The organism is Nonomuraea sp. NPDC003754, assembly GCF_053605785.1.
This window is the reverse complement of the sequence record NZ_JBSGJX010000109.1, coordinates 1-3,147: the sequence shown is the minus strand read 5'-3', so window position 1 is coordinate 3,147 and position 3,147 is coordinate 1. Positions and strand designations below refer to the sequence as shown.

4 protein-coding genes and 1 pseudogene are annotated in these 3,147 nt (G+C 62.5%); 4 read left to right on the top strand and 1 reads right to left on the bottom strand.

Annotated features, from left to right (window positions below; translation table 11 throughout):
• Window positions 1–319: 319 nt before the first annotated feature.
• Window positions 320–919 (top strand): DUF6461 domain-containing protein, encoded by a 600-nt coding sequence (locus ACWEVS_RS46090; RefSeq protein ID WP_452557574.1) that lies wholly within the window; start codon window positions 320–322, stop codon window positions 917–919.
• Window positions 920–999: 80 nt separating this feature from the next.
• Here ACWEVS_RS46090 and ACWEVS_RS46085 read toward each other — a convergent pair whose 3' ends face one another.
• The gene (locus tag ACWEVS_RS46085) at window positions 1,000–1,782 is read right to left on the bottom strand and encodes a DUF5919 domain-containing protein (RefSeq protein ID WP_452557572.1); all 783 of its coding nucleotides are present in this window, start codon (window positions 1,780–1,782) and stop codon (window positions 1,000–1,002) included.
• A 316-nt stretch (window positions 1,783–2,098) separates the two neighbouring features.
• On the opposite strand from ACWEVS_RS46085, the gene ACWEVS_RS46080 reads away from it, so the two are divergent.
• From ACWEVS_RS46080 to ACWEVS_RS46070, 3 genes and pseudogenes are all read left to right on the top strand, one after another.
• Complete coding sequence (locus ACWEVS_RS46080; protein ID WP_452557570.1) at window positions 2,099–2,455, top strand: hypothetical protein; 357 nt, start codon at window positions 2,099–2,101, stop codon at window positions 2,453–2,455.
• 153 nt (window positions 2,456–2,608) lie between these two features.
• A pseudogene (locus ACWEVS_RS46075) lies at window positions 2,609–2,779 on the top strand (WhiB family transcriptional regulator); the annotation flags it as partial.
• Between the two features lie 96 nt (window positions 2,780–2,875).
• On the top strand, window positions 2,876–3,115 hold the full coding sequence (locus ACWEVS_RS46070) for a hypothetical protein (protein ID WP_452557568.1): 240 nt from the start codon (window positions 2,876–2,878) through the stop codon (window positions 3,113–3,115).
• The last annotated feature ends 32 nt before the right edge of the window (window positions 3,116–3,147 follow it).

Below are 3,147 nucleotides of genomic sequence, written 5' to 3'. Positions count from 1 at the left end.
CTGCAGACCTTCCAAGGCCGGCCACCTCTGCAAGGCCATCGCCGTCCTTCAGAACCACCGTGTCGCTCACGCCGCCCGAGGATGAAAAACGTTCAGTGACCCCTCGCTTGTAAGGCTATCCGAGCAGGGCTCTGGCCAGGGCTGGTACCGCTTATGACCTGCAGATACAGTCCTCGGCTGTCCGCTGGCGTCCGACCCCGTCCGTGGTCGTTGTCACTCAGTTAGTCACTCACGCCCATGTCTCCGAGACGCTGCGAGCAACGCCCTCCCTGTCGGTGACGGCTGCCATCATCGCACGTAACTGATCAAAGGAGATACAGTGAGGGACTCGCACGAAGAATTCGGCTGGCTCGCGAAGCACGGCCCGTTCTATCACGCCTCCTGCGTCACCTTCGTCCGATCCCTCAGCCCTCGCGAGGCGTTGACGCGTCTCGGCGCAGACAGCAGCGGGATCGAAGAGGTGACCTTTGAAGAGCACCAGGAACGAACGATGGAGTACATCGACTCGGACAACATGCGCACCAGCTACGTGGGCGCGCTGGAGATGAACGGCTGGACCGTGCTGATCCAGCTCTGGACCGGATCGATTGGCCTTAACGGGCTCCTACTACGCAGCCTTTCGCAGTCGACCGAGGTCGTGTCGATCCACCGCAACGTCCATGCCACGGACTATTTCGTCTACGCGGTCGACAGCGAAGAGGTCACACGCTTCGATCAGTTGGTTCCGGACACACGCTGGGGCAGCGATCCGGACCGCTTGGTCAACAAGATGTGCGAAGTCGGCCTGTCCTGGGAAGGTCCCGACATCGATGCCCCCTTCCCACGGTCCTTCGCCTTGGCGAAGAAGATCACCGGTTTCTCCTTCTCCGAAGACGTGCTGAGCACACGATTCCTCGGTGCCGCAGTCCATGACCGGTGACTGGTTTTCAAGCGCCCATACAGTCGGCCGGAGTGTCCGCGGGTGTTCGGCCTCGTCCGTGGTTGTTGCCGCTCAGTCGGTCACCCAGAACTCGCACTCTCCGCGCGGCCCTTCGGCTCCTCGGCCCATACGTCGCGGCCGTTGCTCCACAACTCTAAGGCGTGGTAGCCAAACCGATCAAAGAGACCGTCATCCTGGTACCGGCGGAGATGCAGCATCGGGGAGTCGTGCCCGACGAGCTTTGCAAGATGAGGCGTCACCAACATCTCAGAGTCGAACCGGAAGACGCTCATGGCGATGTGCTCGTCACCGAACCGCGCCTCGATCCCGGGTACGTCACGAAGCTGCTCGATCTCCGAGAGGGTGATGCGTATGCGCGTGGAAACCGTCAACGGGACGTTCTCCACCTCCTCGCGGCGTCGTGTCGCCTCGCTGTCGGGGTCTCCGACCAGGAATCGGATCTTGCATCCCTGCTCGGCCTTGCGCTTGAGTGCCTTGGCCAGATTCGGGTGTTCTAGCCACAAGAAGTAATTGGTGTATCCGGCGAGCACGATCTCATTGCGCGCCGTGCCGATCAGGTTGCGCCAGATCGACTTCGGACAGGCAGAGCGGTAGGGGTAAACGGTCAGCACCTCTCGGTCTGGACCGGTTTTAACCGTATTGCGGATTACTTCTGGCCACAGCACCGACGAATCAACTCCTAATGCCTCAGCAGCGGCCCATTGGTGCCGAAGGTGTGGAATTCGGGTCTCATCCTGCATCCAGCGGGCCACCGTCTTCACGTCCACCCCACAGCGGTCCGCAAGGCCCTGTTCGCTGAGCTTGGCATCGAGCATGGCGCGGCGTAGGGGGACGTTGGTCACGGTACACCTCGGAGGGCTGAGGACGTCAGGGACGTTTTCCACCCTAACTTTGAAACGTCCTGGACGTCTCTAAAACGTGGTGGGTTCGTCACTCAAATCGAATGATGCTCACTCCATGCCGATCCCCGTCATTCTGGAAGACCTTCAGGAGGCCTTTCCTGGCTATATGGCGCAGCTCTGCGGGCCGTTTGTGGGCCACCCGAAATGGTCGACGCCTCACCGATGACGAGTTCGATCAAGGTCTCTGTCAAACGATCGACGCCGATGATGTCGCGGAACTGGCGCAGCAACTCCGTGACCAGGAGGAGCGGGAGCAATGAGTGCCACGAACGCGGCCACGGTCGCCGAACAGCTCTCGGCGGAGCTGGCGCGACTCAACGTCCCCAGCTACCTGTATCGGCTTGGTGGAGATCGGGTGGCCGTGTCGATCTGGCGTGGACTCGTCGCCCGTACCGATGGACGGGGCATCTGGTGGACGGCTCCGCACCTGAGCCGACGCGACCGCGTCTTGCTCCCCTACGCGTTCGCTCCGCAGACGGCGGCCAAGCGGATCAATGGTCACTACCTGCTGGCTCGTGCTCGGCATCCTGAGCTGGCCATCCATCTGTCCGAGATCGGCCAATCCGAGGGCTGTGGTCAGCGTCCAGCGGCGCTGATCGGCGGTCCTGCCTGAGACGGGGCGCGGCGGCGCGGTCGATTTCCCCTTCTCCGGGTTGAAGGGGTTGTCCTTCCCATCCCGTGCCGTCGCGTCCATCTGGGGCTACGGTTCCCGGCCCGCTCCTCCCCTGCCCCCGATAGCTGCCGAAAGAAGTGGCCCGACCGAGGCGATCCGGAGGTGTTCTTTCCGGAGAAGGGCGAGTCCGCGAGGGCGGCCAAGCAGGTATGCCGGCGCTGTCGTGTGCGCGCCGAGTGCCTCGACTACGCGATCGAGCACAACGAGCTGTTCGGCGTCTGGGGCGGCACCTCGGAGAGGGACCGCCGACTCATCAAGCGATAGAAGGCCGCGTACCCGTAGACGCCACGATGCCCCGGTCATGAGGTCGAGGCCGGGGCATCTCCATGTCCAGGATACGGCCTGATGTAGGCTCGCCGCATGGTGCTCTGGCTCGGCCCTGACGACATGGAGGTCGAGCACATCATTCTCAGCGGCAGAGAGTGCCTCCGCGTCTCCCACTGGGTCCGCGGCCAGCGCCATCTCGTCGCCTACTGCTGGACACCCAAGGCTGTTGCGCAGCACGTAGACCTCTCAGAGCTGGTCGAAGTGGTAGACCTAGTACTACAGTCATGTTTTGTGATCTATAGTCGCGTTCGTGTCGGATGTGGTGACGTCTGAGGATCTCCAGTCGTGGGCGGCCGGGCTGGATG

Bases quoted from the DNA above. Each gene is read 5' to 3' on its own strand.
- ACWEVS_RS46080 (WP_452557570.1), top strand. From the start codon at position 2,099: ATGAGTGCCACGAACGCGGCCACGGTCGCCGAACAGCTCTCGGCGGAG.
- ACWEVS_RS46070 (WP_452557568.1), top strand. From the start codon at position 2,876: ATGGTGCTCTGGCTCGGCCCTGACGACATGGAGGTCGAGCACATCATT.